This is a genomic window from Actinoallomurus iriomotensis, from assembly GCF_030269445.1.
In the GTDB taxonomy this organism is placed as follows: Bacteria; Actinomycetota; Actinomycetes; order Streptosporangiales; family Streptosporangiaceae; genus Actinoallomurus; species Actinoallomurus iriomotensis.
Window position 1 is genome coordinate 22,472 of the sequence record NZ_BSTJ01000003.1, and the last position, 14,809, is coordinate 37,280.

The 14,809-nt window shown below is 70.4% G+C and carries 12 protein-coding genes; 4 read left to right on the top strand and 8 right to left on the bottom strand.

Annotated features, from left to right (window positions below; genetic code table 11):
• Window positions 1-57: 57 nt before the first annotated feature.
• The 3 genes from QSK37_RS13070 to QSK37_RS13080 all read right to left on the bottom strand — a co-directional run bounded on the left by QSK37_RS13070 (window position 58) and on the right by QSK37_RS13080 (window position 3,736).
• Entirely contained in the window at window positions 58-1,482 is a 1,425-nt protein-coding gene (locus QSK37_RS13070) for an ATP-binding protein (RefSeq protein WP_285620134.1), read from the bottom strand.
• Window positions 1,479-3,113, bottom strand: a complete 1,635-nt coding sequence (locus QSK37_RS13075; protein ID WP_285620136.1) for an NAD(P)/FAD-dependent oxidoreductase — start codon at window positions 3,111-3,113, stop codon at window positions 1,479-1,481. Before QSK37_RS13075 ends, QSK37_RS13070 begins: the two co-directional genes overlap by 4 nt.
• 248 nt (window positions 3,114-3,361) lie before the next feature.
• Window positions 3,362-3,736, bottom strand: coding sequence for a hypothetical protein (locus QSK37_RS13080; protein ID WP_285620138.1), 375 nt, complete (start codon window positions 3,734-3,736; stop codon window positions 3,362-3,364).
• Window positions 3,737-3,797: 61 nt separating this feature from the next.
• Here QSK37_RS13080 and QSK37_RS13085 point away from each other — a divergent pair, with 61 nt between their 5' ends.
• Window positions 3,798-4,856, top strand: coding sequence for a D-alanyl-D-alanine carboxypeptidase family protein (locus QSK37_RS13085; protein ID WP_285620139.1), 1,059 nt, complete (start codon window positions 3,798-3,800; stop codon window positions 4,854-4,856).
• Between the two features lie 275 nt (window positions 4,857-5,131).
• Here the strand turns inward: QSK37_RS13085 and QSK37_RS13090 are convergent, their stop codons facing one another.
• Both QSK37_RS13090 and QSK37_RS13095 read right to left on the bottom strand, forming a co-directional pair.
• On the bottom strand, window positions 5,132-5,794 hold the full coding sequence (locus tag QSK37_RS13090) for a choice-of-anchor P family protein (RefSeq protein ID WP_285620140.1): 663 nt from the start codon (window positions 5,792-5,794) through the stop codon (window positions 5,132-5,134).
• A 79-nt stretch (window positions 5,795-5,873) separates the two neighbouring features.
• Entirely contained in the window at window positions 5,874-6,629 is a 756-nt protein-coding gene (locus QSK37_RS13095; protein WP_285620141.1) for a L,D-transpeptidase, read from the bottom strand.
• A 1,204-nt stretch (window positions 6,630-7,833) separates the two neighbouring features.
• On the opposite strand from QSK37_RS13095, the gene QSK37_RS13100 reads away from it, so the two are divergent.
• Window positions 7,834-8,220: an SCO5389 family protein gene (locus tag QSK37_RS13100; protein ID WP_285568755.1), complete on the top strand. Its 387-nt coding sequence runs from the start codon at window positions 7,834-7,836 to the stop codon at window positions 8,218-8,220.
• Between the two features lie 87 nt (window positions 8,221-8,307).
• On the opposite strand, the gene QSK37_RS13105 is transcribed toward QSK37_RS13100, so the two are convergent.
• The 3 genes from QSK37_RS13105 to QSK37_RS13115 form a co-directional block, all read right to left on the bottom strand.
• On the bottom strand, window positions 8,308-9,279 hold the full coding sequence (locus QSK37_RS13105; RefSeq protein WP_285620143.1) for an ATP-binding protein: 972 nt from the start codon (window positions 9,277-9,279) through the stop codon (window positions 8,308-8,310).
• A 484-nt stretch (window positions 9,280-9,763) separates the two neighbouring features.
• Window positions 9,764-10,180: a Fur family transcriptional regulator gene (locus QSK37_RS13110; RefSeq protein ID WP_285620145.1), complete on the bottom strand. Its 417-nt coding sequence runs from the start codon at window positions 10,178-10,180 to the stop codon at window positions 9,764-9,766.
• A 35-nt stretch (window positions 10,181-10,215) separates the two neighbouring features.
• Window positions 10,216-11,013 carry a TrmB family transcriptional regulator gene (locus QSK37_RS13115; protein ID WP_285620147.1) on the bottom strand — a complete coding sequence of 266 codons (798 nt, stop codon included), beginning with the start codon at window positions 11,011-11,013 and terminating at the stop codon, window positions 10,216-10,218.
• A gap of 240 nt (window positions 11,014-11,253) precedes the next feature.
• Here QSK37_RS13115 and QSK37_RS13120 point away from each other — a divergent pair, with 240 nt between their 5' ends.
• Together QSK37_RS13120 and QSK37_RS13125 are read left to right on the top strand one after the other, a co-directional pair.
• Entirely contained in the window at window positions 11,254-13,194 is a 1,941-nt protein-coding gene (locus QSK37_RS13120; protein ID WP_285620148.1) for a putative Ig domain-containing protein, read from the top strand.
• A 178-nt stretch (window positions 13,195-13,372) separates the two neighbouring features.
• Window positions 13,373-14,785, top strand: coding sequence for an amino acid permease (locus tag QSK37_RS13125; protein ID WP_285620149.1), 1,413 nt, complete (start codon window positions 13,373-13,375; stop codon window positions 14,783-14,785).
• Window positions 14,786-14,809: the final 24 nt, after the last annotated feature.

Genomic DNA, 14,809 nt, shown 5'->3' on the forward strand with positions numbered 1-14,809 from the left:
GTTTGCGCACGGCACTGGTGAGCGTGGCGGCCGACCGGCCTTGGTCTCAGACCTGGGTCAGTCCTCGTCCGAGCCTTCGGTGAACGGCAGCAGCACCTCGAACCGCGTGTCCCCCGGCTCGGACCGTACCCGTAGGTCGCCGCGGTGCTTCTTGACCACGATCCGCCACGAGATGTCCAGGCCCAGCCCGGTGCCCTCGCCCACCGGCTTGGTCGTGAAGAACGGTTCGAAGATCCGCTGGGTGAGGTCCGCCGGCACGCCCGGGCCGGTGTCGCCGATCTCCACCAGCAGCCGGTCGTTCTCCCTCGCCGTACGGATCGTCAGCCGCCCGTCGCCGTTCATCGCGGAGACCGCGTTGTCCACCAGGTTCGTCCAGACCTGGTTGAGCTCTCCCGCGTACGCGGGGATCTGCGGCAGGGACCGGTCGTAGTCCTTGACCACCTCGATGTGCCCGAGCTTGCCGGAGAGCATGATCAGCGTCGAGTCGATGCCGTCGTGCACGTCGATCCACTGGTACGGCGCGCGGTCCATCTGGGAGTACTGCTTGGCCGCCGCCAGCAGCGTGGAGATCCGCGTCGTGGCGTCCTCGATCTCGCCCATCAGCGACTCGGTCTCCACGGCGTACCCGAGCCAGCGCAGCGCCGCGTTGAGGAACTCCTCGCCCACCGCCGCGTGGACCTCGTCCAGGCGCTCCACCGTGATCCCGGCCGGGACGAAGACCGCGGCCAGGTCCCAGCCGTCGGTGATGTCGTGGTCCTCCAGCCAGTCGGACAGCTCGTCCTCCCGGTCGCTGGTCTGGATGGCGGTCAGCTTCGGCGCGTCCGCGACCTGCTTGACCAGCACCTCCTGCACGTCGATGAGCTGTTCGAGGAGGTTCGGGTCGATGTCCTTGCTGGCGAGCAGCGCGAGTTTGTGCCGCATTCCGGCGACGCGTTCGCGCAGCGAGGACGTGGCGCGGACGGCCGCGGCGGCGGGGTTGTTCAGCTCGTGGGTCAGACCGGCGGACAGCGCGCCGAGTGCGAGCAGGCGTTCGCGCTGGCCCACGACCGCGTCGGTGTTGCGCCGCCCGAGGAACATGCCCTCCAGCAGGTGCGCGGCCATCGGGAACCACTCGGCGAACTTCGCGCCGAACTCCGCGGCCGGCAGCAGGAAGAACGCCGCGTCGGTCAGCGCGTGCACCGAGGCGGAGTACCGCTGCTCGCCGCGCTGGCCCATGAGGAACTGGGTGGCGCCGGCGTACGCCCCGCGCTGGTCGCTGCGGACCATCTCCAGCTCGTCGCCGTGCACCACCCGCGTCATCCGCAGCGTGCCGGACAACAGCACGTAGAAGCAGGTCGCGGGATCGCCCTCGCTCAGGACCTTGGTGCCCTCGGCGTACTCCTCGACCTCGCCGTTCGCGCTCACCCAGGCGAGCTGGTCGTCCGTGAGCTTCTCGAAGAGGAAGAGCGTGCGCAGTTCGTCCGGGGAAAGTCGCGTGCTCATCGCTCCTCCAGGTACCGGTGCACGAGAGTGACCGCCATCGCGCCCTCGCCGACCGCCGAGGCGACACGTTTGACCGACTGTGAGCGTACGTCTCCGGCGACGAAAACGCCCGGCACCGACGACTCCAGGTACAGCGGATCGCGGTCGAGTGGCCAGCCCTGCGGGCGCCGCCCCTCGGCGAGAAGGTCCGGGCCGGTACGGACGAAGCCGTGCTGGTCGCGCAGGATCGACTCGCCGAGCCAGTCGGTGTACGGGGCCGCGCCGATGAAGACGAACAGGTGCCCGCACGGCACCGTCTCGGTCGTGCCGCTCTCCCGCTCGCAGAGCGTGATGGACTCGAGATGATCGTCGCCGTGGGCCTCGACGACGCTCGTGCCGACGCGTACGTGCACGTTCTCGATGGCCCTGAGCTGCTCGATCAGGTAGTGCGACATCGACTGCTCCAGCGACGCGCCCCGTACGACGAGGGTGACGGACCGGGCGTGGCGGGAGAAGAACACGGCGGCCTGGCCGGCGGAGTTCGCGCCGCCGACGATGTAGACGTCCTCGCCGCTGCACGCCTGCGCCTCAGTGGACGCCGATCCGTAGTACACGCCGCGGCCGGTGAGGTCGCCGCAGCCGGTGGCCTCCAGCGACCGGTACGCCACGCCGCTCGCCAGCACCACCGCGTGGGCCGCGATCTCGCTGCCGTCGCTGAAGGTGATCACCCTGGCCGAGCCGCGCGCCTCCAGGCCGACCACGTCGCGCGCGGTGAGCACCTCGGCGCCGAACTTGCGCGCCTGCCGGCGGGCCCGCTCGGTGAGCTGGCTGCCGGACACGCCGTCGGGGAAGCCGAGGTAGTTCTCGATCCGAGAGCTCTGACCGGCCTGACCGCCGGTCGCCTGCCGCTCGACGAGGACGGTCCGCAGGCCCTCCGAGGCGCCGTACACCGCCGCGCCCAGGCCCGCGGGTCCGCCGCCGATGACGATCAGGTCGTAGAACTCGGCGGCCGGCTCGGTGGACAGGCCGACCACGGCGGCGATCTCCGCTCCGGTCGGCGCACGCAGCGCCTTGCCGTCCGGAGTGATCACCACCGGGATGTCCCCCGACCCGAGACCGGCCGCCTCGAGCAGCCGGCAGCCCTCCGGCTCGTCCACCGAGTACCAGCGGTACGGCACGGAGTTGCGGGCCAGGAAGTCACGCACCTCGTACGTCGGGGCCGACCACCGATGGCCGATGACCTTGGTCTCCTCCACGGGCCGGTCACCGACCGCGCGCCAGGTCTCCACCAGCGCGTCCACGACCGGATAGAGCTTCTCCTCCGGCGGGTCCCAGGGCTTGAGCAGGTAGTGGTCGACGTCCACCACGTTGATCGCCTGGATGGCGGCGTCGGTGTCGGCGTACGCGGTGAGCAGCGCCCGCCGCGCGTGCGGGAACAGGTCCATCGCCTGCTCGAGAAACGCGATGCCGTCCATCTGCGGCATGCGGTAGTCGGCGAGCATCGCCGCGACGGTGTCACCACGCAGCTTGATCTCACGCAACGCTTCGAGCGCGTCCTGCCCCGAGTCGGCCCGTACCACCCGGAATTCCTGTCCGTACCGGCGTCTGAGGTCACGGGCCACCGCCCGGGACACCGACGGATCGTCATCCACGGTCAACAAGATCGGCATCCCCATAAACAGCGAGTATTCCAGGCGAGTGCCGTCCGGACGAGAGCAGCCCGGCGGGTGGCCTCCGGCCGCCTACGGCGCTGACCTGGTAACCCACCGGAGTGGAAGCGCGACGGGGCGTTCCTCGCTACCCTGCTCGGCGTGAATCGGCGACACAGGTGGACTTCGGTTCTGGTTCCGACCGTCATGGCGCGCCGTCTCTGGGCCCGGTTCGAGGTCGTTCCGTTCCGCTACGGCGTGACAGCGCTGGCCGGCACCATCGTGGCGGCCGGCCTGCTGGTCGCGGTGCTGACCGCCGGCGGCGGGTCGTCCGGAGACGCCGCCGCGCGCCCCCGGCCGAGCCGCAGCCCGGTGGAGGCGGCGCCGCCCGCGCCGACCTGGGGCACGTACGTACCGCCCCGGCCGGAGCCGACCCCCGTACCCGCGCGGCCCCTGGTCACCTCGGTGCCCTCCCATCCCCGGGCCACCCACGCGCCCTCCCATTCGAGCCCGGCCACGGCCTGCCCGACGAGCCTGAAGAAATGGCCGTGGGTCTGGGAGGTGTGCAGGCGCAGATCGAACGGATGAACCCGTGTCCCGGCCGTCACAGACAGGCGTCGGATCACACTGGCACCTGTAGTACGGTCGAGCAGCGTCACACAGTCGCCCGCCCCCGGAAGGATCCCCGTGCGAAGCCCTCGTCCGGTGGCGCTGATCGCGGCGGTCTCGGTGTTCATGTCGTTGTGGGTGACCGGTGCCTCGGACCGGTCCTCCGCCTCTCAGACACCCTCGCCCAGCAGCGTCGAAGCTCTCCGCAAGCAGGCCGACAAGGCCAGTGCGGAGCTGGCCAAGGCGACCAAGACGTGGGAGGACCGCAACAAGAAGTTGAAGGCCTCCGAGGAGAAGCTGAAGCAGACCCTGGCGGACCTGGGCGTCGCCGACGAGCAGCTCAACCAGATCCGCGAGCCCCTGGCGCGCCTGGCCGCCAACACGTACAAGGATCCGGGGGCGCTCGGGATACCGGCGCTGATCGGCGGCAAGGACCCCGACCAGGACCTCGCGGCGGCGACCGACCTGACGATGTTGTCCAACGACCAGAAGACGCTCATCGACAAGGGAAACCAGCTGCGCAAACAGCATGAGCAGCTGGCCGCCACGGCCCAGGATCTGCAGTCGCGCAACGCGATCGAGCAGACCCGGCTGCAGCAGGAGGTCAGCGGCCTGAAGTCGCGCGCCGCCGCGCTGACGGCACAGCTGACCGCGGCGCTCAAGAAGCTGGACCCGAGCACGCGGCTCCGGCTGACCTGCAAGAAGAGCCTGGTCTCCGAGGCCCGCAAGTTCCCGAACGGACTGATCCCGGCGCGATACCTGTGCAAGCTCCCGCAGCCGGGCCGGTCCCTGCGCGCCGACGCGGCGCTGGCCTTCTACAACCTGAACGACGCGTACAAGCGCCGGTTCGGGGTGCAGATGTGCCTGACCGACTCCTACCGGCCACTCGCCGAACAGCAGCGCATCTACGCCGACCGCCCGGGCATGGCGGCGGTGCCGGGCCACAGCAACCACGGGTACGGCACGGCCGTGGACCTCTGCGGCGGCGTGCAGAGCCAGGGTTCGGCGGAGTTCAACTGGCTCCAGGCGAACTCCAAGAAGTACGAGTTCTTCCACCCGTCGTGGGCGTACAGCAGCCCGTTCGAGCCGTGGCACTGGGAGTACACGAAGGAGAACACCCCGACCAGCAGCGACTGACCCGGGGAAACGCCCCTCCTCCGCTCCCGCCGCGGCGAGCCGACGAGCGAGCGAAGCCGCCGGTGAGGAACGAGCCGCCCGCGCAGCGCATGAGAAAACGGACGCGACCGGCCAACGCGCGGCAGACCCACGAGCGAGTGGAACGGCCACGCCGCGGGTGAGGGCGAGCGTGGCCGTGGATCGTCCGAGCGGTTCGAGGGCCCCGCGCCGGTGGCGGCGCGGGGCCCTCGAACGTGTGCTTGCGGCGGCCTGGTCAGGGGCCGCCAACCGGTGGGTCAGCCGGTGACCGGAAGGTCGCTGGGCACCGGGGTCGGCTTGGGGGCCTCGCCGGACGACTGGCCGGCGCAGGTCGCGGACGAGATGGCGATCGTCTGGCTCTTGCCGAGCGCCTGCACCGCGAGTTCGAGCGCGGTGACCGTGATGCTGCCGTCAGCGTTGTGGACCTGCTTGTTGACCGTGACCTGCACGCCGCCGAGCCCCTCGACCGGGACGGTGATGCGGCTGTTGGGGGACGTACCGGCCTGGATGGCGCGTCCCGCCAGGCGTACGTCCACGAGGCGGGAGGAGCCGGCGCCGTCGTCGCACCGGGCCGAGATCAGCTTGGCGGACAGGACGGCCTTGGGGCTGATGGCGGCCTTGGCGATCTTGAGGTCGGCCACGCTGGCCTCCGCGTGGCCGGGGACGGCGCGCGTGTGGATCACGGACAGGTGGACCAGCGGGCTGGCCGGTACGGAGACGACGCTCCGGGACCTGGGCCCGGACTCGGAGGACACCACGGGCGTCCGGGGGATGTTCACCAGGCCGACGGCGGAGATGCCGAAGGCCGAGGACGGACTGCCGCCGCCGGTCGCGGAGGCCGCCGGCACGACGGCGGCGGCAGCGGCCACCGGAGCCGCGATGACGCCCGCGATCACGCCGTATCTCAGTCGTTTACGCATTGTTGTCTCTCTCCTAATGGGGGTGATGGCTTCCCGAGGAAGCCAGGACGGCACGTCGTGCCGATGTGACCGGTCTGAGCTAGCCGGAGATCTGCACCGGCGTGCCGAGCGGGACCTTGGACAGCTGCCGCAGCGCGTCCGCCGGCACCCGTACGCAGCCGTGCGTGACGGCCTGCCCGAACACCGACTTCTGCGGCCAGCCATGGAACGCCACGGTGCCCGGCCCTCCGCCGAACGTGTCGAGCGAGTCGGAGTGCGCGCCGACCGGCAGGATCAGCGGGCTGTAGGTGGCCTTCGCCGGGGCGAGCGAGGCGAGGATGAACGTACGCCCGGTGGGCGTCGGGGTCTTGGGCGCACCAACGGCGACGGTCCAGGTGCCGAGCGACTTGCCGGACTTGAGCAGGGTGAGCCGACGCGCGGAGGTGTCGACCTTCACGTCGTACGGGCTGTGCGCCGTCTCCACCTTGCCGTTGCCGGAGGGGATCCAGCCGGCCGCGCCGTTGGGACGGCTCGGCAGCAGCACGCGCTCCCAGCCGGGCTTGGTCTCGACGACGGGAACCCAGGTCGGCCCGCCCAGTTCCTTGGCCGGCAGTGTCGCCACCGGCTGACCGCCGGGGGTCACGGAGACGGGCAGCGCCGCGGTGGGGTGGACGACGGTGCCGTCGGCGGACGCGAGCGCGGCGGTGTCCTTGGGGATGTTCTTGAGGGTCGTGAAGGTGGTCGCCTCCGGCAGCTTGCCGGTCGGAGCCGAACTCCCGGCGGCCGAGGACGTGGAGGGGCTCTTGCTCTTCCCTCCACAGCCCGTCACGAGCGTCGCGATGGCCGTCACGGCCACGGCGCCCACCATCAGACTGCGCGAGCCCCCGACCGGCGAACACACCGAAACCGATCGCCCGAGCCGAGCCCGCGTGGAGCGATTGCGCACGAAAACTCCAAAGATCACGAGAATTGGAACATGAGGGGTGGGGGATCTTGCGAGCCCTTAATCTCGCAGGAGAGTCACATAATTACCACATGTAACGATGGCCTGTAGGCGGAGTGGCACAAAGGGGTTGCGACGCTGTCGGATTACATCTGACTTGTTACGTAAATCCCTGAACGTCCCGTGTGTCCGACGTCGGCCGACGTCGTGCTCGCCGCCCCGACGCCCCCCAGCGGATCGGCACCGAGATCCGCGTCGACGGCGGCGTCGCGGACGCCGTGACAGTGGGCCTCACCGACCGGGCGAGCATCCGCGCGGCACTCGACCGCGTCGAGGAGGTGCACGGCCGGCTCGGCAGAGGACGACCAGGGTCACGCGCTGGCGGCCGGTGCACCGCGAGGCGCCCACGAACTGTAAGGCGTTGTCGAGCATGCGGACCTCGCGGCCCGGACAGCGTCCAGCCAAGACACGGTCGCGAACGCCGTGGACGAGGACCGCACGGACACGAACGGCCGGCCCGAACGGCGCGGACTAGAACACCGTGGGCGAGGACCGCGCAGGCACGCACGGGGCGGCCCGAACGACGTAGCCGAGAACGGCGCGAGCGAGGACCACGCGCGCCCGAACGGCGCGGACTCGAACGGCGTGGGCGAGGACCGCGCGGGCACGCACAGGGCAGGCCGAACGGCGTGGGCGAGAACGGCGTGAGCGAGGACCACGCGGGCACGCACGGGGCGGGCCGAAGGGCGTAGGCGAGAACGGCGTGGGCGAGGACCGAGCGGGCACGCACGGCACGACCCGAACGGCGTGGGCGAGGACCACGCGCGCACGCACGGGGCGGACCGAACGGCGTGGGCGAGAACGGCGTGGGTGAGACGAGCGCCTGGGCGAGGTCCGCCGCGTCGCCGAGGGCGATGCAAGTCGCCGGCCATGACCGCTGGACCGCCGCCCGTCGCCGTTCGGGGGAGCAGCGGGTGATCCCACGAACGACGGCACGACCCGGCGGGGCGGCTGGAACCGTCCGTGATCGGACGGCTCTGGCTGTTGATTTCTCTGGGATGGCTATGGAAGATGAAAACCGTTCCCGAAAAGCGTGGCCGACCCGACAGGAGAATCCATGTCGTTGACCGTGTCCCCGCAACTTGTTCAGCAGGCGCAGCTTGGCGAGGTCGATGACGCCGCGTTCCTCGACTGCGTCCGAGACTCCCTGCCGTACGCCTGGAAGGTCGTCACCGGCCTGATCGACGAGCTTCGGGTCGGCGATGCCGACTTCACCGATAACCAGACCCCGCCCCCCGACGAGGTCGCCCGCGGGCAGCTCCTGCGGATGATGGCCAGCGACGCCATGCGCTCGGCGATCGAGCGGCACTTCGACGTACGCCTCGCGTTCCAGAACTGCCACCGGGTCGCGGCCTTCCGGCCGAGTGCCCGGCAGGCATACGACGACTTCGTCACCGCACGCGAGCAGATCCTCAACCAGAAGCCCGAACTCGTCGACTGCTGAGGGATCCCCCTTCCCGGGTGCCCGGACCGCCTTCGCGGCGTCCGGGCACCACCACGTTCGGACACGACCCGGCGGACGGCCCGTCCGTCAGAGCGGGGCGGGGGTGGCAGTGTGCGACGGACCCAGGACGAAGCCGGGGTCGATCTGGGCTTCCAGGTCTTGGCCGGTCGCGGCGTTGGCCCAGGCTCGGGCGTTCTTCACGTGGAACTCGATCGCCTGGCGAGTGAACTTGTCCCAGTCCTTCGCCTGGCCGTCGACGGCCGCCTGGAGGCTCGCCAGCGCCGAGCGGTCGTCCGGGGACAGGTCGGAGATGCTCATGGGACGGCCCTGCTCCATCGCCCGTACGGCGGCGGACTGGCCCACGCAGCACAGCAACGCGTCGCCCACGCTCTCGCGGAGGAACGCCACGTCGTCGGCGTCGTGGACCTTGTTGCCGATGACCCGCAGGGCGACGTCGTAGTCCGCGGCGTAGTCGACCCACTGGCGGTAGACGGCGACGCCCTTCCTCGTCGGCTCGGCGACGAGGAACGTCAGGTCGAAGCGGGTGAACATGCCCGACGCGAACGACTCGGCGCCGGCCGTACAGTCGACCACCGCGTATTCGCCCGGGCCGTCGACCAGGTGGTTGAGGTAGAGCTCGACGGCGCCCGTCTTGGAGTGGTAGCACGCGACGCCCAGATCCTCGTCGGTGAACGGCCCGGTGACCATGAGCCTGGCCCCGGCCACCTCGGTGGACAGCTTGGTGTGAATGGGGTCGTCGCCGCCCAGCCGGAGCAGGCGTGAGCCGGTGCCGGGCGGAGTGGTCTTCACCATGGACGCGGTGGAGGTGATGCGGGGGTTGGCTCCGCGCAGGTACGTCTTGATGTCGGACAGGTGCTCCCCCATCGCCGGGATCGTGGCCGCCGCCTCCTCCGACATGCCCAACGCGACCCCGAGATGCTGGTTGATGTCGGCGTCGATCGCGACCACCGGCGCGCCCGCGGCCACCAGATGCCGGACGAACAGCGAGGACAACGTCGTCTTTCCGCTGCCGCCCTTACCGACAAAAGCGATCTTCACGGTCCCTCCCAGGACGGACGGGCGCCGACGGGTGGCCGGCACCGGCACAGCGCTCCGTACAGCGCTTCCGCTGACAGAGCGTTGATCTGGTTGCTACATAGCGTGACAGCACCACGACAGGCGGGGATAGCGGTGACCGCCGGCTGTGGATGACCGCCGGGAGAAACTCTACCGATAGTGAAAACCGTTTTCATGCTTTCCAGGCCGACGGGCCTGCGGCGGCGGCAGGGACAGGGGGGCGGTAGCCCGGGAGGCCGCGGGCTCAATTGGCCGCAGCCGCAGGGGACAGGGATGGCGACCGCGGATCTACGGGAACGTGCTCAAGCAGCCACGGACCCCGAGGGCGCACGGCTCAAGTGGTCACGGACTCGGGTGGCCCCGATACGGACAGGGGATGGCTACGGCAGAGTCGCGATCGTCGGGCTCACACGACCGCGGCGGGCGGCCTCGGCGAAGGTCGGTCGCGGGTGGCGGCGCCGGGTTCTCACTTCGCCGCGCAGGCCGGGCACAGGCCGAAGATCTCCACGGTGTGGTCCACGTCCACGAAGCCCGCCTCCGCCGCCACGCGGTCGGCCCAGAGTTCGACCGCTCGGCCCTCCACCTCCACGCTCCGTCCGCAGGAGCGGCATGTCACGTGATGGTGGTGTTCGCTGGTCTCGCAGCGGCGATAGAGCGTCTCGCCGTCCTCGTCGCGGATCGTGTCCACCGCGCCGTCCTCGCTCAGCACCATCAGATGCCGGTACACCGTCGTCAATCCGATGCGTTCGCCGCGGCGGCGGAGCTCCGCGTGGATGTCCTGGGCGCTGCGGAATCCGGCGAGGCATTCCAGGGCGGAGGCCAGTGCCTCCGCCTGCCGTGTTCCGCGGACCCGGGTGCCCCGGACCGGCTGCGACGCGCTCACCCCCGCACCGTAGCAGCGCCCGCCCCGCCAGGCCGTCACACCGGTGACGCTCCCTCCCAGATCGCCTCGAAGGCGTAGGTCAGGCACTGGGCGAGCGCCGGGTGTTCGATGAGGACGTTCGTCGTGGACGAGGAGTCGGCGACCGGGTCGCGCAGCGACATGACCACGCGTGTGCCGTCCACGATCCACATGCGCATCGGGACGGAGGCGGCGATCCGGGCGTGCTCCCCCGCCGCGGCGTAGCGCCGGATGTCGGCCAGCATCTCCGAGTGGACCAGCGCGTCGCCCTCGTAGATGCAGCGGACGGTGCCGCCGGCCTGGGTCAGGCGCCGGATGGTGGCCAGGCCGGAGGTGCTGTCCCCGGTCAGGTACGGCAGCTTGGCCATGGCGAGGATCTCCTTCTTCGCCTCGGCCTGGATGTCCTCCAGCCGTTCGGAGAGCATCTCGCGGTCGCGGAGCACCTCGACGTAGTCGAGCGGGTCGGTCTCGTCACGGCCGTGCGACCAGGCGGGGACGAGCGCCTCGACCAGGCGGGCCGTGGCCTGCTCCAGCTGGCTGAACTGCGCGCGGTGCGCGGCCAGGAGCCGCTCGATCGCCGACGCGGGATCGACGGCGGTGTAGCGCGTGACCTGACCCGGAAGCGCCCGTACGAGGCCGCGCTCGGTCAGGCCGGACAGCACGTCGTAGATCCGCTGGCGGGGCACGCCCGACTCCCGGGCGACCTGGGCCGCCGTGTAGCGCGAGCGGTTGACCAGCGCCAGGTAAACCCGCGCCTCGTACCCGGTCAGGCCGAGTTCGGTGAGCTCGCGCCGCCATCGATCCAGATCACCCATCTCCGACACGTTATCGGGCGAGACACCGATCGCAGTCCAGATCCGGACGGGGCGGTCAAGAGAGAGTAAAGGCATATTGACCCGTTTATGGCATATGCCTATCGTCCGCAGGCATGCACCACTGACCGTGGTGTCACAGGCCCGGACGCGTCGGAACCCCCGCCCCGTCGTGCCCCGGCCTCCCGCCAGAAAGGGAGCAGGATGTCACCCCCAGCCCTTGCTCGACGGACGCAGCGCCGCATGAGACGTGCCGGACTCACCGTGCTCGCCTCGGTCGCGCTCGCCGCCGCCTCCCTCGTCACCACCGCCCCCGCGCACGCCGCCATCCCCGCTCAGGCGAAGACGGCCGCCGCCCCGGTCGAGCGCGCCTGCGCGACCCCCACGCACAAGAACGAGATGGCCTGCCTCTCGCTCGTCCGTACCGACGTGCAGCCGCGCAAGGGCCTCCAGCCGCAGGTCGCGCCCTCGGGTCTGGGCGCCGCCGACCTGAAGAGCGCCTACGCCCTGCCGTCGGGCGGCTCGGGCCAGACCGTCGCGATCATCGACGCGTACGACGACCCGAACGCCGAAGCGGACCTGGCCACCTACCGCAGCCAGTACGGCCTGTCGGCGTGCACCACCGCCAACGGCTGCTTCAAGAAGGTCAACGAGACCGGTGGCAGTAGCCTCCCGAGCGCCGACTCCGGATGGGCCGAGGAGATCTCGCTCGACCTCGACATGGTCTCGGCCGTCTGCCCGAGCTGCAAGATCCTGCTCGTCGAGGCGAGCCAGCCGAGCATGGACGACCTCGGCACCGCGGTCAACACCGCGGTCAGCCTGGGCGCCAAGTTCGTCTCCAACAGCTACGGGGGCAGCGAGGACTCCACCGATCCCAGCTCCGACTCCTCCTACTTCAACCACCCGGGCGTGGCGATCACCGTGTCGTCGGGCGATGACGGGTACGGCGTGGAGTACCCGGCCGCGTCCCGCTACGTGACCGCGGTCGGCGGCACCAGCCTGTCGCGTGCGTCCAACACGCGTGGCTGGAGCGAGACCGCCTGGAGCGGCGCCGGCTCCGGCTGCTCCGCGTACGACGCGAAGCCGACGTGGCAGACCGACACCGGCTGCTCCAAGCGGACCGTCGCGGACGTCTCTGCGGTCGCCGACCCGAACACCGGCCTCGCGGTGTACGACACGTACGGCGTCGGCGGCTGGGTGGTCGTCGGCGGCACGAGCGCCTCGGCGCCGATCATCGCGGGCGTGTACGCGCTGGCCGGAGCGCCGGCCGCGGGCTCGTACCCGGCGTCCTTCCCGTACGCCCACACCAGCGCGCTGAACGACGTGACCTCCGGCAGCAACGGCTCGTGCAGCCCGAGCTACCTCTGCAGGGCCGCGGCCGGGTACGACGGGCCGACCGGGCTGGGCACGCCGAACGGCGTCACGGCGTTCGGCGGCGGCTCCACCGGCGGGAACACCGTCACGGTCACCAACCCCGGCAACCAGACGAGCACCGTCGGCACGGCCGTCAGCCTGCAGATCCAGGCGAGCGACTCCGCGTCGGGCCAGACGCTGACCTACAGCGCGTCGGGCCTGCCCGCCGGGCTGTCGATCAACGCCTCGACCGGTGTCATCTCGGGGACGCCGACCACGGCGAGCACCTCGACGGTGACCGTCACCGCCCAGGACACCACCGGCGCGTCGGGCTCGGCGAGCTTCACGTGGACGGTGAACCCGGTCGGCGGCGGCTGCTCCTCGACCGGCAACAAGGTCACCAACGGCGGCTTCGAGTCCGGAACCTCACCGTGGACGACCACGTCCGGGGTCGTCTCGGCCAACGGCAGCGGTGAAAGTGCCCACTCCGGCACGCACTTCGCCTGGTTCGACGGCTACGGCACCACCCACACCGACACCGCCACCCAATCCATCAGCATCCCGTCCGGATGCCACGCATCGCTCACGTTCTACCTGCACATCGACACGAACGAGAGCGGATCCACCGCCTACGACAAGTTCACCGTCAAGATCGGCGGAACGACCCTCGCCACCTACAGCAACGCCAACGCCGCCTCCGGCTACACGGCCAGGACCTTCGACGTGTCCTCCTACGCCGGCCAGACGGTCACGTTGTCGTTCAGCGGCACCGAGGACTCGTCCCTGCAGACCAGCTTCGTCCTCGACGACGTCGCGGTGAACGCGTCCTGACCCGTACGGCCTGAAGGGCCGCGGGGGACGACGGCGTCCCCCGCGGCCCTTCTCGTCCGACGGCGAAGTGATCACCTCGGTGGAGTTACCGGCCCCCGACGTTTGGGTATCGGCGGGCTGACTGATTTCGGACTTTTGCCACGCTTGGAAGCCCCCCGAAACCAAGGAGCTGCTCCGAATGCCCCAGGCCGGAAGCACCGGAACACCCGAGAAGAGCCTCAAACCGGGGCTGAAGAACCGTCACGTCGGGATGATCGCCATCGGGGGTGTCATCGGCGCGGGCCTGTTCGTCGGCTCCGGCGCCGGCATCCACGCCACCGGCCCGGCCATCCTGCTGTCCTACGCGCTCGCCGGGCTGCTCGTCATCCTGGTCATGCGCATGCTCGGCGAGATGTCGGCGGCCTCACCGGACACCGGGTCGTTCTCCGCGTACGCCGACCGCGCGATCGGGCGGTGGGCCGGCTTCACGATCGGCTGGCTGTACTGGTGGTTCTGGGCGGTCGTGCTCGCGGTCGAGGCGACGGCGGGCGCGAAGATCGTGCACGGCTGGATCCCGTGGATCCCCCAGTGGACGCTGGCGCTGATCCTGATGATCCTGCTCACCGCGACGAACCTGTTCTCCGTCGGGTCCTACGGCGAGTTCGAGTTCTGGTTCTCGGCGATCAAGGTCGCCGCGATCGCCGTCTTCATCGTCCTGGGCGTCCTGGCCATCTTCGGCCTGCTGCCCGGCACCGACTCCGTGGGCACGAGCAACCTCACCGGCCACGGCTTCTTCCCGCACGGGTACGGCGCGATCATCACCGGACTGCTCACCGTGGTGTTCTCCTTCATGGGCAGCGAGATCGTCACCATCGCGGCCGGGGAGTCCCGCGACCCGGGCCGGGCCGTGACCAAGGCGGTCAACAGCGTGATCTGGCGGATCATCGTCTTCTACCTCGGCTCGATCGCCGTGATCGTCACGCTCCTGCCGTGGACCTCGACCAGCAGCTCGACGAGCCCCTACGTCGCGGTGCTCGATCGCATCGGCATCTCCGGCGCCGGCACCATCATGGACGTTATCGTGCTGACCGCCGTGCTGTCCTGCCTGAACTCCGGGCTGTACACCGCGTCGCGGATGGCGTTCTCGCTGGCCGAACGCGGCGACGCGCCGAAGGCCTTCGCCGCGACGACCGCACGCGGCGTCCCGCACGTCGCGATCTGGGTGTCGGTCTCCTTCGGCTTCCTCGCGGTGATCTTCAACTACACCAGCCCGGACACCGTGTTCCTGTTCCTGCTGAACGGCTCCGGCGCCGTCGCGCTGTTCGTATGGACGGTCATCGCCGTGTCGCAGCTGCGGATGCGCCGCCGCCTCGAACGCGAGGCGCCCGAGCGCATCGTCGTCCGGATGTGGCTGTACCCGTACCTGACCGTCGCCACGATCCTCGGCATCGCCGCCATCCTCGTGGTGATGCTGTTCGACCACGACGGCCGCCCGCAGGTGCTGTGGTCGGTGGCGGTCGCGGCGGTGGTGCTGATCGCCGCGTTCATCCGCCACGGCCGGTCGCGCGCCACCGAACCGGTCGCCCACGACCCGCTCCCCGCCGACCGCTGACGAACCCCCGTACTACCTGAGAGC